Below are 17,329 nucleotides of genomic sequence, written 5' to 3'. Positions count from 1 at the left end.
TCCTAGCCCAGCCGGGGCCTGATCTCTTCGACGAAGATGGTTCGTTTCTGCTCCGTGCCCAGATGGCACGCCGAGGAACGGTCCGGTCCCAGCGGCGGGCGCTCGGTGACGCAGCGGTCGCCGCCGACCCGGTCCCGGAAGGCGCACCGGGGGTGGAAGCGGCAGCCGGACGGCGGGGTGAGCAGGCTCGGGGGCGTACCGGGAATCGGCGACAGCGGGGTGCCGAGGTCGGAGTCCAGCCGGGGCATGGAGTTCAGCAGGCCCCAGGTGTACGGGTGCTGCGGGGACCTGAGGACCTGGTCGACGGTGCCGCGCTCGACCGCGCGCCCGGCGTACATGACCATGATGTCGTCGGCCATGTCGGCGATGACACCGAGGTCGTGGGTGATGAAGACGATCGCCGTGCCGAACTCCCGCTGGAGATCCTTGAGCAGGTCCAGGATCTGGGCCTGGACCGTCACGTCCAGGGCCGTGGTCGGCTCGTCGGCGATCACCAGGTCCGGGTCGCAGACCAGCGCCATGGCGATCATCGCGCGCTGACGCATACCGCCGGAGAACTGGTGCGGATAGTCCTGGGCGCGCTCCCTGGGGTTGGGGATGCCGACCTTGGCGAGCATCTCCACGGCACGCTCCCGGGCGGCCTTCTTCGAGGCGCCCGTGTGCTTCATGTACGGCTCGGCGATCTGCCGGCCGATCGTGTAGAAGGGCGACAGCGCGGTGAGCGGATCCTGGAAGATCATCGCCACGCGGTTGCCGCGCAGCCGCTCCATCTCCTTCTCGGTGGCGGTGATGAGTTCCTTGCCGTCGAGGACGATCTCCCCGTCGACCGTCGTGAACAGCGGGTCGTGCAGTCCGAGGACCGTCAGATTGGTGACCGACTTGCCCGAACCCGACTCGCCCACGATGCCGAGGGTCTTCCCGCGGTGCAGGTCGAAGGAGAGCCCGTCGACGGCCTTGACCGGGCCGTCCTCGGTGGAGAACGTCACCTGGAGATCGCGCACCGAGAGGAATCCGTCCGGCCCGGCCGGGGCCGGTGCCCCCTCGGCCTTGGTCAGTGTGGTCACAGTGGCTGGTTCTTCCTAGGAGAGCCGGATGCGGGGGTCGATCCACGCGTAGGTGACGTCGGTCAGGATGTTGATGAGCAGGATGAAGAAGGCACCGAACAGCATCACTCCCATCGTCAGCGGCAGGTCCTTGTTGACCGCCCCGTCCACCGCGAGCCGGCCGATTCCCTGCAGGGAGAAGGTCAGTTCGGTGACGACGGCACCGCCGAGCATGGAGCTGACGTCGATGCCGAGCACGGTGACGATGGGGATGAGCGAGCCGCGCCAGGCGTAGCGCAGGAAGACGTACTTGCGCGACATGCCCTTGGCCCGGGCCGTGCGCACATGGTCCTCGGCGAGCTGCTCGATCATCGACGAGCGCGCCATACGGGTGTACTGCGCGGTGAAGATCGTGGCCATCACGCAGACCGGGATCGACATCCCGACGAACCAGCCGACCGGATCCTCGGTGACGGGCACGTACTTCGGGTCCTCCATCAAGCCGGTGCCGTAGACCAGGATGGTCAGCACGACCGGGCCGAGGAAGTAGATCTGGAACGAACTGAGCACCATGGACGCGCCGGTGGCGACCTTGTCCACCAGCGTCCCGCGCCGGTACGCGGCGATCATGCCCGCGCCGACGCCCACGACGAGGAAGACGATCGCACCGCCGGCGGTCAGGGTGAGGGTCAGCGGGAACCGGTCCATGATGGTGCTCCAGACCATGTCCCCCGAATAGAACGACACGCCAAGGCAGGGGGCCGAGCAGTGACCGGTCGGGTAGTCGCGGCCCGTCACGATGCCGGACATGAAGTCCCAGAACTGCTGCGCCAGGGGCAGGTTGAGGCCCAGGGCCTCCCGGATGTCCGCCAGCCGCTGCGGCGAACAGTCCTTGCCGCAGGCCAGGGAGGCGTAGTCGGAGGGTGCGGCCACGAAGAGGAAGAACGTCGCCGCCCCGATGAGAAAGAGCGTGACGAAGGCGCCGACCGTGCGCCGGATGATGAACTGAAGCATGGCGGGCTGGCTGCTCTCTGCGGAGACGGTGGGTAGGGGCGCTCGGATGCGGGGGCGCGTCGCCGCGCGGCGCGCCCCCGTCATCAGCCGCGGATCACGACTTCAGGAACAGCCGGTTGATGTCGATGAGGCTGGACACCGAGCCGTAGCGGGCACCGCCCACGTTGGAACCGGAGATCTGGAACTGCTTCGTGTACCACAGCGGAGCCGCCGGGATGACGTTCTCCAGCAGGTAGTGCTGCGCTTCCTTCCAGGTCTTGGCGGCCTCGGCCGGCTCCTGGGTCAGCGCCTTCTTGGTGAGGGCGTCGACCTTCGGGTCCTTGACGTGCGAGTAGTTCGAGGAGCCGTCGAAGACCTGCGAGCCGTCGTAGATCGGGGTGACGACCGTGCCCGGGGACGGCCAGTCCTGGCCCCAGCCGGAGATGTAGATGTCGTACGGGTTCTTCAGCTTGCCGATCTGCTCGTAGTAGCTCGCCGCGTCGACCTCCTTGGCGACGATGTCGAACCCGACCTTGGTGAGCGCGTCCTCGATGGCGACCTTGCGCTTTTGGCCGGCCTCGCTGTTGGCGTAGGCGAAGACGAGCTTCTTCTCGGCCGCCGGGACGCTCTTGAGGATCTCCTTGGCCTTGGCGATGTTGCCCTGCGGGGTCTTCAGGCGGCCGTAGGGATCGTAGGCCGGCTCGTAGCCGGGCAGCGTCGGCGCGAAGTAGTTCGGCGCGACGTCACCGCCGTAGGCACCGCCCTCGCCGGCGATGAGGGACTTGGAGTTGACCGCGTAGGTGACGGCCTGGCGGACCTTGAGGTCCTTGACCCGGTCCAGATTGAAGGTCAGCTGCATGACGTAGGGCTGGTAGCCCTTGACCGTGCGCTTGCTGGCCTCGGGGTTGTTGATGACGTCCTGGATCTGGGTGGCCTCGACGCCGTTGGTGAGCTGGATGGCGTTCTTGTTCTCGCCCTTGTCCGCGATCAGGCGCTTGGTCTGGGTGGACTCGGTGACTCCGAACTGGATGGTGAAACCGTCCACGTACTGGTGGCGCACGGAGTCCGTCTTCGGGTCCCAGTTGGTGTTCTTCACCAGCTTCAGCAGCTTGCCGGCCTTGTTCTGGGCGATCTTGTACGGGCCGGTGGCGACCGGCTTCTTCTCGTACTTCTCCTTGGTGTCGCCCTTCGCCGGGACGACGGCGTAGCCGGCCATGGCGAGCGTCTGCGGCAGGTCCGGACGCGGCTGGTCGAAGTGGAAGACCACCGTCTTGTCGTCGGGGGTGTCCAGCACCGAGGCCGGCAGGTGCTTGCCGTCGAAGCCGCCGCCGGGCAGGGCCTTGCGGTAGTCGGAGCCGCTCAGCCAGCTCTGCAGATAGGTCGGGCCGTCGAAGATGAACTTCGCGTACAGGCGCTCGACGCTGTGCCGGACGTCGGACGAGGTGATGGCGTTGCCGTTCTCGTCCTTGACGCCGTCCTTCAGCGTGAAGGTCCAGGTCTTGCCGCCGTCGGAGGACTTGCCGGAGTCGGTGGCGAGGTCACCGGCGACCGACACGTTGCCCTTGTCGTCCTCCTGGAACTGGGTCAGACGGCGGAAGAGCAGGTTGGCGACCTGTCCGGCGTCGGAGACGTAGATCTGGCCCGGGTCCAGGTGGGACAGGCCCGCCTCCTGGTACACGGTGATCGTGCCGCCGGGCTTGGCGCCGGGCACCTCCTTGGCGGGGCCGGTCGATCCCGCCGCGTCGACGTAGGTGACCGCCTTCGACTGGACCGCCGCCTCCTTCTGATCCTTCTTGGAGTCCTTGCCGGACTTGCCGCCCTCGTTCTTCGAGCAGCCGGTGAGAGCAAGGGAGCCGGCCGCGATGGCGATCACAACGGCACGCGCTCCGCGGGCGCGATGAGACATCATGTGGCGAATCCACCTACCTGTCGATTGTTATCCGTGAGATCTGCCGGGCGCCGGCCGGACGGGCCGGCGGGGGCGGCAGCCACCCCCACCCAACGGACGCTCTATCGCCCGGACTTTGGGTCGAACGCGTCCCGTACGGAGTCCCCGAGGAGGTTGAAGCACAGGACGAAGATCACCAGCGCCACCCCGGGGAAGAACATGAACGCCGGGTCCTGCTCGGCGTACCGGGCGCCGGCGGCGAAGAGGCGTCCCCAGTCGGGCGTCGGCTCGACGAACCCGACACCCGCGAAGGACAGGAAGGCGATGCTGAGGATGGTGCTGGGCAGCTGGTACGTGAACTGCACCAGGATCGGGGTGACGACGTTGGGCAGGATCTCCTTGCGCACGATCCGCCACGGCGAGGCGCCCGACACCTTGGCCGCCTCCACGAACTCCCTTTCGCGCAGCGACAGTACGGTGGACCGGACCAGCCGGGCCATGCCCATCCAGCCGAGCAGCCACAGCACGATCAGCATGGCGAGGGCGCGGAAGTAGGTCGGCGTCTCCTCGCGGGGATCCACGAAGAACGACGTCACGACGGGCATGAAGGCGATGAAGAACAGCTGTTGCGGGAAGGAGAGGAAGAAGTCGGTGCCGCGGCCGAGCCAGTAGTCGGTACGGCCGCCGAAGTACCCGCCGATCAGCCCGATCACGATCCCCGTGAGCATGAGGAGGACGGTGATGCCGAGCGCCATGTACAGGGAGGTGCGCATGCCGTACATCAGCATGGCGAAGAGGTCGCGGCCGTACTGCGGTTCGACGCCGAACCAGTGGTCGCCCGAGACACCGCCCAAGTAGCCGAGCGGAAGCCCGAATTCATCGAGTATGGGCTTGTCGGCATAGGTGGGGTCCTGGCCGTACAGGGTGTACGGATCGGTGCCCGACAGCTTGACGAGCAACGGCGCGAGCAGGGCGACGACAAAGTAGCCGATCACCACGACGGCACAGATCACGCCCGTGCGGTCACGCTTGAAACGCAGCCACATCAACTGGCCGGGGGACCGGCCCGCGAGCTTGACGGCCTCGTTCTTCGTCTCCGGCTGTGGTTCGCCGTCGACGACGACCGACGCCCCGCCGCCCTCTATATCGATAGGACTTGTCACGGTTCGTCCGTTTCACAGGTATAAGTGTGAGAGGTGCCCGGGTACTCCGAGGACGCGCGAAACCGCAGCGGGACGCGCGTAGTTCTACAGCCGAATCACACCGCTGGACGTGACGGACCGACCCACCTGGTGTTCGTGACACCGCGCATGGGGGTTCCTCCTCATGACTCCACGTGTTCACCAACAGGAGAGGGTTACCGTCTTCCCTCCGACACCCCTGACGGAAGGTCAGACACCCCCTGGTGCTCGCGAGTCGGCGCTGTCCCCACAGCGCGAGACCCATTGACCCGAGCGCTACGCGGCTAACTATCTGCCATGAGTCAGGTGGCGACCACCGTCTTTAAATCTCAATTCAGTCACAGCTGACGCGAAGAACTTCCAATAAGTGGACAAACTGTTCGGCGGGAGAAGGCCGCGAAACGGACGTGTTACATGGCTATCGGTCGGAGATCTCCGCAATCCGGACACCCGGTGACGCAGGGTCGGTATGCGGCCACCCGAAAACGGGTTGCAAAAAGCCCGGGTGCCCCCCATGGGGGGCACCCGGGCTGGGTGGGCGGAGGATCAGCCGTGCTTGGCGCGGCTCGCGGCGCGGGCCCGCTCACGCTGGTCCAGGTTGACCTTGCGGATGCGAACGGCCTCCGGGGTCACCTCGACGCACTCGTCGTCGCGGCAGAACTCCAGCGACTGCTCCAGGGAGAGCTTGCGCGGCGGAACGATGGCCTCGAACGAGTCGGCCGACGAGGACCGCATGTTCGTGAGCTTCTTCTCCTTGGTGATGTTCACGTCCATGTCGTCGGAGCGCGAGTTCTCACCGACGATCATGCCCTCGTAAACCTCGGTGCCCGGCTCCGTGAAGAGCACGCCGCGCTCCTGGAGGTTCGTCATCGCGAACGCGGTGACGGCACCGGCGCGGTCGGCGACCAGCGAACCGTTGTTACGGGTCTGCAGGGTGCCGAACCACGGCTCGAAGCCCTCGTGGATGGAGTGGCCGATGCCCGTGCCGCGGGTCTGGGTCAGGAACTCGGTACGGAAGCCGATCAGACCACGGGACGGAACGACGAACTCCATGCGGACCCAGCCGGAACCGTGGTTGGACATGTTGTCCATCCGGCCCTTGCGGACGCCCATGAGCTGGGTGACGGCACCCATGTGCTCCTCGGGCACGTCGATCGTCATGCGCTCGACCGGCTCGTAGGTCTTGCCGTCGACGTCCTTGGTGACGACCTGCGGCTTGCCGATGGTCAGCTCGAAGCCCTCACGGCGCATCTGCTCGACCAGGATGGCGAGCGCCAGCTCACCACGGCCCTGGACCTCCCAGGCGTCCGGACGCTCCGTGTCCAGGACGCGCAGCGAGACGTTACCGATGAGCTCGCGGTCCAGACGGTCCTTGACCTGGCGGGCGGTGACCTTGCGGTCCTTGACCGCCGCCTTCGCGTCGGCGCCCTTGCCGGTGCCGCCGCGGCCGACCAGCGGGGAGGTGTTGGTGCCGATGACCATGGAGATGGCCGGCTCGTCCACCGTGATCAGCGGGAGCGGGATCGGGTTCTCGGTGTCGGCGAGGGTCTCACCGATCATGATGTCCGGGATACCGGCGACGGCGCAGATGTCACCCGGGCCGGCCACCTCGGCGGGCTTGCGGGTGAGCGCCTCGGTCATCATCAGCTCGGTGATGCGGACGTTGCTGACGGACCCGTCGCGCTTGATCCAGGCCACCGTCTGGCCCTTGCGCAGCTCGCCCTGCTCGACGCGGAGCAGCGCGATACGGCCGAGGAAGTTGTCCGCGTCGAGGTTGGTGACGTGGGCCTGGAGCGGCGCGGCCTCGTCGTACGTCGGGGCCGGGATGTGCTCCAGGATCGTGGAGAAGAACGGCTCCAGGCTGGTGGAGTCGCTCGGCACCGTGCCGTCTTCCGGCTTGGTCAGCGAGGCGACGCCGTCACGGCCGCAGGCGTAGACGATCGGGAACTCGATCTGCTCCTCGTCCGCGTCCAGGTCGAGGAAGAGGTCGTAGGTCTCGTTGACGACCTCGTCGATGCGGGAGTCCGGGCGGTCCGTCTTGTTGATGCACAGGATGACGGGCAGCCGCTGCTGGAGCGCCTTGCGCAGCACGAAGCGGGTCTGCGGCAGCGGGCCCTCGGAGGCGTCCACCAGCAGCACGACGCCGTCGACCATCGACAGACCGCGCTCGACCTCGCCGCCGAAGTCGGCGTGGCCGGGGGTGTCGATGATGTTGATCGTGATCGGTTCCCCGCCGTCCTTGGGGTGGTACTTCACCGCCGTGTTCTTGGCGAGGATCGTGATGCCCTTCTCACGCTCCAGGTCGTTCGAGTCCATGACCCGATCGTCGACCTGGTCGAGCTGGTGGGCGGCGAAGGCACCGGCCTGCTTCAGCATGCCGTCGACGATGGTGGTCTTGCCGTGGTCGACGTGAGCGACGATGGCGACATTGCGGATGTCGTGGCGCGTGGCCATGGTGTGGCGTACTCCCGGAGTGTGAGGACTGCCCTGCGCGTACGTCCGTGTCGCGCGGGCCCTGCCGGGCTGGACACGCCACGGCCTCACCCCATGGTACGTGGCCTTCGCAGTCGGGGCTCGCCGGGCCTTCTACCCCTTGTTCGGGGACGCCGAGGCCTTCGCCCCCTTCTTCAGGAAGCCCATGTCCTCGTAGACCGGTGTCTGGAACCCGAAGGCCCCCGCGTTGACCAGGTTCTTCCGCGCCGCCACCAGCTGCGGGCGCTGGTAGAGCGGGATCGAGCCGGCGGCGGCCCAGATGCGCGAGTCGGCCTTTCTGATCAGGTCCCGCGCCTCGTCCTCGTCCAGGGTGGTCGCGGCCTCGTCGAAGAGCTGGTCGACCTGGTCCGTACCGACCCGCGTGTAGTTCTGCTCGACGTTCACCGAGCCGTCAGCCGCCGGGAGGGGCTTGGCGTAGACGGGCCGGGCGTCGGTCGCCGGGTAGGCGGAGGAGGGCCAGGAGTACAGGGCGAGGTCGTAGTCGCCGGCGGCGATGTGGTCCTTGAAGTAGCTCTCGTCAGAGACCTTGGTGATCGTCGCGCGGATGCCGACCTGCTCCAGCATCGCGGAGATCCGCTCGGCGACCGAGTTCAGGGTGTCCGAGCCCGGCCCGGAGGGCAGGACGAAGCGCAGCGCGAGCGGCTTGCCGTCCTTGGCGAGCGGTCCGGCCGGCGCGGCGGCCGGGGCGGCCGTGCCCTTGGGGGCGTAGGCGCCGGGCGCCCCGCCGTGCTTGCCCTCCTGCGCGACGTCCCGGTCGGCGTCGTGCCCCCGGTCGTGGTCCTTGTCGTCCTCGCCGACGATGTACTCGCCGTCCTCGCCGCCGTTCGACTTGTCCTTGTCCTTGTCGTGGCTCTCGGGTCCGGCCGCCTTCTCGCCCTTCTTCTGCTCCTTGAGCGGGCCGCCGCGCACCCAGCCGGCGTCGGCGAGCAGCGCCTGCGCCTCCTGGGCGTTCTGGTCGCCGATCGCGCCGCTGTTGTCGGCGTAGGCGACCTGCCCGGACAGGGCGAGGTGGCTGCCGACCGGGACGGCGGGCAGCCCCAGCGGGGTGAGCACCAGCCGCGCCAGCTCCGTGCGGTCCAGAGCCCGGGCGACGGCCCGGCGGACCCGTTCGTCGGCGAGGGGGCCCGTGGAGCCGTTGAGGGCGAGCTGGGTGTAGGCGGGTTCCAGGGACTTGCGGACCTCGACGTCACGCAGCGCCTGCTGCTGCTCCAGATACCGGGCGATGGCCTTGCCGAGCTTTTTCCTGCCGGCGTGCACCTCGTCGGCGTCGAAGCCGTGCGCGCGCGCCCAGGAGCGCAGCTTCGTCACGGACTTCCCGCCTCCGCCCTGGAGCGGGGTGCCGACGCCCTTCTCGCGGTTGGCGAGCCCGATCCGCTGGGCGTCGGAGGAGTCGATCTCGGCGAGGTCCACGCTGCCGTCGGCCAGTGCGGCGGCCCGCTTGTCGCGGGACACGGCGTGCAGAACGATCTCGTTCAGCTTGGCGGGGGTGCCCCACCAGCGCGGGTTGCGGGTGAGCACCACGTCCTTCTTCGCGGTGTCGACCTTCTCCACCTTGAAGGGCCCGGCGGTGACCTTCAGGGTGCGTCGGGCGCCGTCGTTGAAGGCGTCCGGGGTGCCCGTGACGTCCTTCGGGTAGAGCGGCGAGAACAGTGACTTCCAGTCGGCGTAGGGCCGGGAGAAGGTGACCCTGACCTGGAGGTCGCTGTCGCCCCGCTCGATCTTCGAGATGCGGTCGTAGCCGGCGTTGCGGGCGGTCCAGTAGGCGCTGTTCCGGCCGGACAGGGCGCGCCACTGGGCCACGAAGTCAGCGGCGCCGATCTCCCGTCCGTCGCTCCAGACCGCCTGCTGGTTCAGCTTGTACAGCACGACCTGGCGCGGCTCGGTCTCGATGACCTTGGCCGACTCCAGGTAGGCGGGATTGGCCACCGGACGGCCGTCCGCGTCGAGCCGGAACATCGAGGGCAGCACGGCCTGGGCGATCCGGCCGGTGCCCGCGTCGGCGTCGGCCTGGAAGGTGTTCAGGGTCTCCGGCAGGGCGTCCACGGCCCATTTCAGGGTGCCGCCGTCGGCGACCAGGTCCCGGGCGACCGGGGCGATGTCCTGACCGGCGAGGGGCTTGCTGGGCTGCTCGTCGGAGCCGCAGCCGGAGAGCAGCGGCACGGCGAGCGCGCCGGCGGTGAGGAAGGCCAGGCTGCGCCGGAAGTGCCGCGGTGTCCGGGAAGGCGACGGCCGGGGACACCGCGCCGTGCCGTCGTGCGCCCGGGGGCCCGTCGTGGCCGGTCGCGCATGGGGGCCGACGCCGTCGTAGGACATCTCTGCTACCTCCGGGGAGCCACGGGCCTTATGCTCGCATTTGTCGGTATGTGGAACTGATCACGTTTGGCGGTATATGGAGCTGATCAGATCTACGCGGCCACTGAAGAGGAAAGGATCCGGCAACGGTGGGCGACACGGCGACAACGCCCGGTAACCCCACCCGTGCGGCGCAACACACCGGGCGATACACCCGTACGCCCCGGCCAATCGCTGCACATCCCTTCACACAGGCAGGCGTGAGGCGCAACACTCCAAGGCGCATGAACGTTGCCGCCCATGACCCGCCGGACCCATGGAAGCGAGGGCAAGTCATGTCCGTGCACGACGACCTCACCGCCGTCCAGCGCTGTCTCGACGATCTGCACCGGTCACTGGGCCGCCTGGAGCACCAGCTCGGCAGCGGCGGCCTGGAGATACGCCGGGTCCGGCTGGACGCCGACCACCTGCGCGAGAGCGTGGCACTGCTGCGGGAGGCCGCCGCCGCCCCGGACGCGCCGCGCCGGCCCGACCTCGTCACCATCTCCGACACGCCCTACGACATCAGTCTGTGGACGGACTCGGACGACGAGGGCCTCGGCGCCCGCGACCGCCGCGCCCCCTGAACCCTCCGACCGACCGGAGTCCCCTTTGGCTACTGGTACGGAACCCCAACAGAACACCGACGGCGTACGCACCGGTACGCGCGCCGCGATCACCGCCCCGCACCTGCGGACCGACCGCTGGTGGCTGGCGCCCGCCGTCACCGCGGCCGGTCTGTTCGCCTTCGTCGTCTACTCGACCTGGCGGGCCTTCGCCAACGCGCACTACTACGCGGCGCCGTACGTCTCGCCCTTCTACTCGCCGTGCCTGGCCGAGAACTGCCGGACGATGCGCGCCGGGCCCAACGCCGACCTGTTCGGCGCCTGGTGGGGCATCTCGCCCGCGATCATCATCCTGATCTTCCCGCTCGGCTTCCGGCTGACCTGCTACTACTACCGCAAGGCGTACTACCGCGCCTTCTGGGCTTCCCCGCCCGCCTGCGCGGTGGCCGAACCGCACCGCACGTACACCGGCGAGACCCGCTTCCCGCTGATCCTGCAGAACATCCACCGGTACTTCTTCTACGCCGCCCTGCTGGTGGCCGGCGTGCTGACGTACGACACCGTGCTGGCCTTCCGGGACCCGCACTACCGGTGGGGGCACATGGGCCTCGGCACCCTGGTCTTCCTGGCCAACATCGTGCTGATCTGGGCGTACACCATCTCCTGCCACTCCTGCCGGCACATCGTCGGCGGCAAGCTCAAGCACTTCTCCAGACACCCCGTGCGCTACCGGGCCTGGCAGTTCGTCGGCAGGCTCAACGCCCGCCACATGCAGCTGGCCTGGGCCTCGCTGCTGAGCGTGGCGCTCGCCGACTTCTACGTGTACCTCGTCGCGTCCGGGGTCTTCGACGATCCGCGCTTCTTCTAGCGATCCAGCGATCCAGTGCTCCAGCGATCCAGTGCTCTAGTGAAGGACTGATAGATGTCCGTGGTCGACCGGCAGGAGTGGGACGTCGTCGTGGTCGGTGCCGGCGGCGCCGGGCTGCGCGCCGCGATCGAGGCGCGCGAACGGGGCGCCCGTACGGCGGTGATCTGCAAGTCACTGTTCGGCAAGGCACACACGGTGATGGCCGAGGGCGGCATCGCGGCGGCCATGGCCAACGCCAACGAGCACGACTCCTGGCAGGTCCACTTCCGCGACACCATGCGCGGCGGCAAGTTCCTGAACCAGTGGCGGATGGCCGAGCTGCACGCGCAGGAGGCCCCCGACCGGGTGTGGGAGCTGGAGACCTGGGGCGCGCTGTTCGACCGCACGAAGGACGGCCGGATCTCACAGCGGAACTTCGGCGGCCACGAATACCCGCGCCTCGCCCACGTCGGCGACCGCACCGGCCTGGAACTGATCCGCACCCTCCAGCAGAAGATCGTCGCGCTCCAGCAGGAGGACTTCAGGGAGACCGGGGACTACGAGTCCCGGCTGAAGGTCTTCCAGGAGTGCACGGTCACCCGGGTCCTCAAGGACACGGCACCCGGCGGCGGCTCCGCCACGGGCCGGGTCTGCGGGGTCTTCGCCTACGAGCGGGAGAGCGGCCGCTTCTTCGTCCTGGAGGCGCCCGCCGTGGTCCTCGCGACCGGCGGCATCGGCAAGTCCTTCAAGGTCACCTCGAACTCCTGGGAGTACACCGGCGACGGCCACGCGCTGGCGCTGCTGGCGGGCGCGCCGCTGGTGAACATGGAGTTCGTGCAGTTCCACCCGACCGGCATGGTCTGGCCGCCGTCGGTGAAGGGCATCCTCGTCACCGAGTCGGTGCGCGGCGACGGCGGGGTGCTCAGGAACTCCGACGGCAAGCGGTTCATGTTCGACTACGTCCCGGACGTCTTCAAGGAGAAGTACGCCGAGTCCGAGGACGAGGGCGACCGGTGGTACGAGGACCCGGACAACAACCGGCGCCCTCCCGAACTGCTCCCCCGCGACGAGGTCGCGCGAGCCATCAACGCGGAGGTGAAGGCCGGCCGCGGCTCACCGCACGGCGGGGTCTTCCTCGACGTCTCCACCCGTATGCCCGCCGAGGTGATCCGGCGCCGGCTGCCGTCCATGTACCACCAGTTCAAGGAGCTGGCGGACGTCGACATCACGGCCGAGGCGATGGAGGTCGGGCCGACCTGCCACTACGTGATGGGCGGCGTCGCGGTCGACTCCGACACCGCGGCCGCCCGCGGGGTGCCGGGGCTGTACGCGGCCGGTGAGGTCGCCGGCGGTATGCACGGCTCCAACCGGCTCGGCGGCAACTCCCTCTCCGACCTCCTGGTGTTCGGCCGGCGGGCCGGCCTGCACGCGGCCGAGTACGCCCTGGGGGCGGCGGACCGGCGCCCGCCGGTGGACGACGCCGAGGTCGACACGGCCGCGGCGGAGGCACTACGCCCCTTCTCCGCGGAGACGGAGGGTGCCGCGGGTCCGCCGGAGAACGCGTACACCCTGCATCAGGAACTCCAGCAGGCGATGAACGACCTGGTCGGCATCATCCGCCGCGAGGGCGAGATGGAGCAGGCCCTGCACAGGCTGGCCGAGCTGCGGACACGCGCCCGGCGGGCCGGGGTCGAGGGCCACCGCCAGTTCAACCCCGGCTGGCACCTCGCCCTGGATCTCAGGAACATGCTGCTGGTCAGCGAGTGCGTGGCCCGGGCCGCGCTGGAGCGCACCGAGTCGCGCGGCGGCCACACCCGCGAGGACCATCCGGCGATGGACCGCGCCTGGCGCAACGTGAACCTGCTCTGCGCCCTCGCCGACCCCACCGGCACGCTCGCCGCGACCGACCCGGCCCGGGGCCAGATCCGGCTCACCCGCGAGACCACCGATTCCATCCGCCCGGACCTGCTCGCCCTCTTCGAGAAGGAGGAGCTGGTCAAGTACCTCGCCGAAGAGGAGCTGTACGAGTGAGCAGCTACGAGGCCCGCTTCAAGGTGTGGCGGGGCGACGAACAGGGCGGTGACCTGCGGGACTTCGCGGTCGAGGTGAACGAGGGCGAGGTGGTCCTGGACATCGTCCACCGCATCCAGGCCACCCAGGCACCCGACCTGGCCGTGCGCTGGAACTGCAAGGCGGGCAAGTGCGGTTCGTGCTCGGCGGAGATCAACGGCCGCCCGCGGCTGATGTGCATGACCCGTATGTCGGTCTTCGACCCCGCCGAGACGGTCACGATCACCCCGCTGCGCGCCTTCCCGGTCGTCCGCGACCTGGTGACGGACGTCGGCTTCAACTACCAGAAGGCGCGGGAGGTCCCCGCCTTCGTGCCGCCCGCCGGGCTGGGTCCGGGCGAGTACCGCATGTTCCAGGAGGACGTGGACCGCTCGCAGGAGTTCCGCAAGTGCATCGAGTGCTTCCTGTGCCAGGACACCTGCCATGTGGTGCGCGACCACGAGGAGAACAAGCGGGCGTTCGCCGGACCCCGCTTCCTGATGCGGGTCGCCGAACTCGACATGCATCCGCTGGACGAGGCCGCCGAGACGGGCCTGGACCGCGGGCGCGCCGCCCAGGACGAGCACGGCCTCGGCTACTGCAACATCACCAAGTGCTGTACGGAGGTCTGCCCCGAGGGCATCAAGATCACCGACAACGCCCTGATCCCCCTGAAGGAACGGGCGGTCGACCGCAAGTACGACCCGCTGGTGTGGCTGGGATCGAAGATCGGACGGAGGACCCCGTGAGGGACGGCGCCCGCCACGGGCCGTGAGCCGCGGTCAGCCGACCCAGTCCTCCCGGTACGCCCGCCAGTCCGCCTCCGTGGCCGCGAAGTCGACGTACAGGGCGACACCGAAGCGGGCGCGGTCGGCGTCCGTGCGGGTCAGGCCCAGGCGGACGCCGCGCACGGCGGCCGGGACGGTCTCGGCGTGCGCCCAGTGGCCGAACCGGTTCTCGTGGTAGAAGGGCAGGCCCATCAGCAGATCGGTACCGGCCGGGGTGACCTCCAGGGCGAGACTGGTCTGCTGGGCCACGTAGCCGCCGTACAGGCTCTGCAGCGGCTGCATGGTGTCGTACGACATCACGGCGATCTGGTCCACGCGCCGGGCCACCTGCCCGAAGTACGCCTGCGACCACCACTTGGGGTGGCCGGTGGTCGTGCCCCAGAAGGAGTGGAACGCGGGCAGCGGGTCGATCTGGTGCGCGGCGACGGAGAGCACCGCGCCCCGGGCATGGGTGAGTTCGCGCAGGTCGTCGAGGAGGCGGAGGTAGTCGCGGTCACCGGAGTGCAGGGGCTCCAGGTCGAAGTGCGCGCCCTGGAAACCGGCGGCGAGGATGGCGCGGGTGGAGGCGAGGACCGCCGTGCGGGTGGCCGGGCGGTCCAGGCGCAGCCCGTCGGGGCCCTCGCCGGCCAGCTTGTCACCGAGCCAGGCCTGGACACGGACGTCCGGCAGCTCCCGGTGCACCGCCGCTATCAGCCATCGGGCCTTCGGATAGTCCGACGCGGGGAGGGTGCCGTCGTGCTCCAGGGGCCCCGAGTGGACGTACAGATCCCGGATGCCGGTGTCGCGCAGCCGGCGGGCCAGGGCCTTGACGTCCTGGCCGGTCTTCCGGCCGTCCACCCAGGCGTGGCCCAGCCAGAGGGCGTCCTGGTGCCGGGTGAGGGTGCCGGGAGCCGGGTCGCCGGTGTAGTTGAGGCGGAGGGCCGTCTCGGCGGTGAGGAGCGGGAGCAGGAGGAGGGCGAGGACGGCGGTGGTGAACCGGAGGACGCGCCGCCGGAGGGAGCGGCGTCCGGCCACCGGCCGAGCCGGACGGCCGGTGGCCGGGGCCCCGGCCGGCTGAGCAACCGTTTCCGCATCGGAGCGACGCGTCTGCTCCGCGGGTTCCGCACCCGGGCACCCACCGGCCTCCGGCCCACCGCCCTGGCCCTCGGCCGTCCGGTTCTCGTCCGTCCGGTTCTCGTCCGTCCGGTTCTCGTCCATTCCGCCCCCCTGTGCGCCTGCTCCCCCACCCGTGTCCGCCCCGCTCGCGGAGCCGTCTACCTGCCCATACGCTCCAAAATGTGACGTCCTCCCTGATCCGGGGCCGACCCCGGCGCGCCACGGCGCACATACGGATGCGGGTGGTGCATGCCGTGCTGGGCGCCCTGGCGGGAGCCGGGTGGCTGGTGTTGCCGGTGATGACGGTCGACGCGCATGATCCGGTTCCCACGGCTTCCGCGAGCGCGGTGGCGAGCGCCGCCGCGCCGGAGCAGGAGGGGACGTCGGCGGCGGACCTCGTGATGCCGCTCGTCGCCGGGGTCGCGGCCGTGGCCCTGGCCGGATACGGCTATGTGCGGCGCACCCGGCGGGCCCGCACCCGGACGACGCCGGGAACCGCCCCGGCGCCGCCGTCCGTGCCCATACCGGCCGACTCCGAACGGCAGGCCCGGGCGGCCCTGCGCCTGGCCGACGACTGCGTACGGACCAGCCGGGAGGAACTCTCCTTCGTCCGGGAGAGATTCGGGGACAAGCGGATCGAGCCGTTCGCGCAGGCGCTGCGGGCCGCCGAGACCGAGCTGTCGGCGGCGTTCGCGATCTGGCGGCAGTACGAGGGCGGCGTCCCCGAGGAGCCGAGCGCCCGGCGCCAGGCACTGGTCGGGGTGATCGGCCGCTGTGCGGAGGCGGGGCGCCGGCTGGACGCGGAGGCCCCGGCGCTGGATCGGGCGCGGGGGTTCGACGTGGACGGGGAGAGCCTTCGGGGGGCGGTCGGGCCGGAGGCGGACGGGGACGAGCGGGTCGCGGCCGAGGGTGGAGTCGGCGCGGGGCCGGAGGGGGCAGGGGCGGAGATCAGCGGGACGCCGGAGGGTGCCGAGGGGGGAATCCGTGCGGCGTTGGTGGTGGCCGAGGGGCGGTTCCGGGAGCTGACGGGGCGAGTGGTGACGGCCCAGCGGACCCTGGCGGCGCTTCACGAGTCGTACGCGCCCGCTGCCACCGGGTCCGTCACGGGGTACGTCGAACAGGCCAAGGACCGGCTGGTGTTCGCCACCGCCCGGCTCAACGAGGCTCGTCAGGCCACCGACGCGGGCGACTCGCTGCGGGCGGTGCGGCGGCTGCGCGCGGGTGAGGGCGCGGTGGCCCAGGCCGGGGTGCTGGTGGGCGGGGTGGAGCGGCTCTCGGCCCAGCTGAGGGAGGCGGCCGGGCTGGTGCCGACGGTACTGACCGGTGCGGAGGAGGAGGTGGCGGGCCTGCGGGACGGGTCCGGGGGGACCTCGCTGACCGCGGGTGAGCTGCACGCCCGTCTGGCCCATGTCGACGGGGTGCTGGCGGCGGTGCGTGCGGAGCTGGGCGGCGGAGCGTACGACCCGCTGGACGCGCTGCGCCGGATCACCGGGGCCGTCGAGCGGCTGGAGGGGGCGGGCACCGGGGTTCCGGACACCGCGGCGCTGCTGGTGGCGCGGAGTTCCGTGGCCGGGGCGGAGGAATTCGTCGGGGTGCACCGGGGAGCGGTGGACGCGGAGGCCCGGGCCCGGCTGGCGGAGGCGGTACGAGAGCTGGGCGCGGGTAACGCCGGCCGGGCCGGTGCCGTGGCCGGGGAGGCGCGGGAGCTGGCCGAGCGGGACGTACGGGCGCACGGCATCCCCTACGCCGGTGCCGAGGGGGACACGGCCGGGCTCGCCGGTGCCGTGCTCGGCGGCATCCTGCTGGCCGAGGACCCGGACGGCGGCCCCCCGGCCGCCTTCGGCGGCCCCCGGACCCGCTCCCGCCACCACGCCTTCTCCCGCCACCACGCCTGACGGCCGCACCGCTCCGGGACCACCACCCGGCCGACCGCCCCCGTCCGCCAAACGCCGGCCCCCCTCGTCCGGCACCTGTGCCCGGGACACTGCGCGAGAGCATCACCCGGCCACCCTCCGCCCACAGACCCGCTGCCACCACCACGCCTGACGACCATCG

12 protein-coding genes are annotated in these 17,329 nt (G+C 70.1%); 5 read left to right on the top strand and 7 right to left on the bottom strand.

What is annotated here, in order from left to right; all coding sequences use genetic code 11:
• Window positions 1–2: 2 nt before the first annotated feature.
• The 6 genes from FHS34_RS22655 to FHS34_RS22630 all read right to left on the bottom strand — a co-directional run bounded on the left by FHS34_RS22655 (window position 3) and on the right by FHS34_RS22630 (window position 9,911).
• Window positions 3–1,064 (bottom strand): ABC transporter ATP-binding protein, encoded by a 1,062-nt coding sequence (locus FHS34_RS22655; protein ID WP_184968293.1) that lies wholly within the window; start codon window positions 1,062–1,064, stop codon window positions 3–5.
• A 15-nt stretch (window positions 1,065–1,079) separates the two neighbouring features.
• Window positions 1,080–2,057, bottom strand: a complete 978-nt coding sequence (locus FHS34_RS22650) for an ABC transporter permease (RefSeq protein ID WP_184968291.1) — start codon at window positions 2,055–2,057, stop codon at window positions 1,080–1,082.
• A gap of 94 nt (window positions 2,058–2,151) precedes the next feature.
• Window positions 2,152–3,945, bottom strand: a complete 1,794-nt coding sequence (locus tag FHS34_RS22645; RefSeq protein ID WP_184968289.1) for an ABC transporter substrate-binding protein — start codon at window positions 3,943–3,945, stop codon at window positions 2,152–2,154.
• A gap of 101 nt (window positions 3,946–4,046) precedes the next feature.
• A complete protein-coding gene (locus tag FHS34_RS22640; protein ID WP_184968287.1) occupies window positions 4,047–5,087 on the bottom strand; it encodes an ABC transporter permease in 1,041 nt (346 codons plus the stop codon).
• 564 nt (window positions 5,088–5,651) lie between these two features.
• The gene (gene typA, locus FHS34_RS22635; protein ID WP_184968286.1) at window positions 5,652–7,559 is read right to left on the bottom strand and encodes a translational GTPase TypA; all 1,908 of its coding nucleotides are present in this window, start codon (window positions 7,557–7,559) and stop codon (window positions 5,652–5,654) included.
• 132 nt (window positions 7,560–7,691) lie between these two features.
• Window positions 7,692–9,911 carry an ABC transporter family substrate-binding protein gene (locus FHS34_RS22630; protein ID WP_184968284.1) on the bottom strand — a complete coding sequence of 740 codons (2,220 nt, stop codon included), beginning with the start codon at window positions 9,909–9,911 and terminating at the stop codon, window positions 7,692–7,694.
• Between the two features lie 314 nt (window positions 9,912–10,225).
• Between FHS34_RS22630 and FHS34_RS22625 the strand changes: the two genes are divergently transcribed.
• The 4 genes from FHS34_RS22625 to FHS34_RS22610 are packed head-to-tail and all read left to right on the top strand — an operon-like array spanning window position 10,226 to window position 14,140.
• Complete coding sequence (locus FHS34_RS22625; RefSeq protein ID WP_184968282.1) at window positions 10,226–10,516, top strand: Rv0250c family protein; 291 nt, start codon at window positions 10,226–10,228, stop codon at window positions 10,514–10,516.
• 25 nt (window positions 10,517–10,541) lie between these two features.
• Complete coding sequence (sdhC, locus tag FHS34_RS22620; RefSeq protein ID WP_184968280.1) at window positions 10,542–11,363, top strand: succinate dehydrogenase subunit SdhC; 822 nt, start codon at window positions 10,542–10,544, stop codon at window positions 11,361–11,363.
• Window positions 11,364–11,417: 54 nt separating this feature from the next.
• The gene (locus tag FHS34_RS22615) at window positions 11,418–13,373 is read left to right on the top strand and encodes a fumarate reductase/succinate dehydrogenase flavoprotein subunit (RefSeq protein ID WP_184968278.1); all 1,956 of its coding nucleotides are present in this window, start codon (window positions 11,418–11,420) and stop codon (window positions 13,371–13,373) included.
• Complete coding sequence (locus tag FHS34_RS22610; RefSeq protein WP_184968276.1) at window positions 13,370–14,140, top strand: succinate dehydrogenase/fumarate reductase iron-sulfur subunit; 771 nt, start codon at window positions 13,370–13,372, stop codon at window positions 14,138–14,140. Before FHS34_RS22615 ends, FHS34_RS22610 begins: the two co-directional genes overlap by 4 nt.
• Before the next feature lie 33 nt (window positions 14,141–14,173).
• Here FHS34_RS22610 and FHS34_RS22605 read toward each other — a convergent pair whose 3' ends face one another.
• Window positions 14,174–15,376: a glycoside hydrolase family 18 protein gene (locus tag FHS34_RS22605; RefSeq protein WP_184968274.1), complete on the bottom strand. Its 1,203-nt coding sequence runs from the start codon at window positions 15,374–15,376 to the stop codon at window positions 14,174–14,176.
• Window positions 15,377–15,456: 80 nt separating this feature from the next.
• Here FHS34_RS22605 and FHS34_RS22600 point away from each other — a divergent pair, with 80 nt between their 5' ends.
• On the top strand, window positions 15,457–17,169 hold the full coding sequence (locus tag FHS34_RS22600) for a hypothetical protein (RefSeq protein ID WP_184968272.1): 1,713 nt from the start codon (window positions 15,457–15,459) through the stop codon (window positions 17,167–17,169).
• Window positions 17,170–17,329: the final 160 nt, after the last annotated feature.

Origin of the sequence: Streptomyces echinatus, from assembly GCF_014203595.1 — a bacterium.
GTDB lineage: Bacteria > Actinomycetota > Actinomycetes > Streptomycetales > Streptomycetaceae > Streptomyces > Streptomyces echinatus.
This window is presented reverse-complemented; position numbering and strand designations above follow the sequence as displayed.